The 1,426-nt window shown below is 47.6% G+C and carries 2 protein-coding genes and 1 pseudogene; 2 read left to right on the forward strand and 1 reads right to left on the reverse strand.

Annotated elements, in window-relative coordinates; all coding sequences use genetic code 11:
* Positions 1–441 (reverse strand): annotated as a pseudogene (locus ACTHUT_RS20600) (hypothetical protein); the annotation flags it as partial.
* 173 nt (positions 442–614) lie between these two features.
* Here ACTHUT_RS20600 and ACTHUT_RS20605 point away from each other — a divergent pair.
* The gene (locus ACTHUT_RS20605) at positions 615–1,160 is read left to right on the forward strand and encodes a CreA family protein (protein WP_250600963.1); all 546 of its coding nucleotides are present in this window, start codon (positions 615–617) and stop codon (positions 1,158–1,160) included.
* Between the two features lie 27 nt (positions 1,161–1,187).
* On the forward strand, positions 1,188–1,426 hold a 239-nt coding region (locus ACTHUT_RS20610; protein WP_440419665.1), incomplete at its 3' end, for a YqgE/AlgH family protein.

The raw sequence follows: 1,426 nt of genomic DNA on the forward strand, positions 1-1,426 counted from the left end.
CTCTTTGGCTTTGCTGTCTTTTTTATCTTCAACAGGTTTCTTGTCTTGTTCTTTGGCTTTGCTGGATTTTGCGGCTGCGGCTTTTTTGTCTTTTGCCGTTTCTTTAGGCTCTTCGGTTTTGCGGTTGGTCTTTTTATTGTCTGCAGCGGCTTCGGCGGATTTAGCCGTTTTGTTTTTGGCTGAAGCGCGTTCGTTTTTGTCGGCGGTTTCCTTCTCTTTGGAAGCTTTGGCTTTAACCGCTTTTTTGTCTTCCTCTTTTTCTTTTACCGCTTGTTTTTTTGAGGTTTCTTTTTTTACATCTGCCTTAGCGGCTTCTTTCTCTTTTTTTACAGGCGCAGCTTTTTTGACGGCGGCCGCTTTTTCTTTCGGCGCGTCTTTGGCGGCATAGGTTGGCAGGGAGAAACTGAGCAACAGGGCGAGAATGAGGGGTTTGTAACGCATGGTTCGATCTTGCTATCAAAGTAGGAACAATAGGACGGATTATACTGTCTGTCAGGCCGTCTGAAAATAACATCGGGTTGCAATATGGACGAACGGTCTTATATAGTAACGATAGAGTGGGCGGACAGGGTTTAGTCTGCCTGGAAACTGACAGTCTGCATCGACAGGATATTATGAAAAAATGTTTATTAGTAGTGTTGGGCGCCATGGTTTTGGCGGCTTGCGGTGACAATACCGATAAAATCGGACGCGCCAGTACGGTGTTTCATATGCTGGGTAAAAACGACCGTATTGAAGTGGAAGGTTTTGACGATCCTGATGTGCAGGGGGTTGCCTGTTATATTTCGTACGCGAAAAAAGGCGGTTTGAAAGAAACGGTCAATCTGGAAGAAGATGCCAGCGACGCATCGGTTTCCTGCGTGCAAAGTGCGGAAGTCATCCGTTATAACGAGTCTGCGGTTTTGAAACCGCGGCAAGTGTTCAAACGCAGCGCCAGCATGGCATTTAAGAGCCAGCAGATTATCCGCTATTACGACCCGAAACGTAAGTCTTTCGCTTATTTGGTGTACAGCGATAAAATCGTTCAAGGCTCTCCGAAAAACTCTTTGAGCGCGGTATCGTGTTTTGCCCATGCGAAAACCGATACGCCGGTACCGGCAGGCGGTGCGGTTTACGGTGCGTGCGTGGTGGACGCGCCGGTTGCCGACGGACAAAAATAATAAAATCAGCTTATAGATTAAAAGAATATGAATTTAGCCAACCATTTCCTGATTGCCATGCCTCATATGGACGATCCGTTTTTTACGGATACGGTCATTTATGTGTGCGAACACGATGAAGAAGGTGCGCTGGGCATCGTCATCAACAAACCTTCGCCGATTACCATGGACATGATTTTCGCCGCCGCCGACCGCAATATCCCGTTGCGCCTGCAACATGAAAACGTGATGATGGGCGGGCCGGTTCAGATTGAGCGCGGCTATGT

Source organism: Neisseria sp. P0022.S010 (assembly GCF_051956635.1).

What these genes read in the sequence shown, in the direction of transcription:
- ACTHUT_RS20605 (WP_250600963.1), top strand. Translation starts at nt 615, where the DNA reads ATGAAAAAATGTTTATTAGTAGTGTTGGGCGCCATGGTTTTGGCGGCT.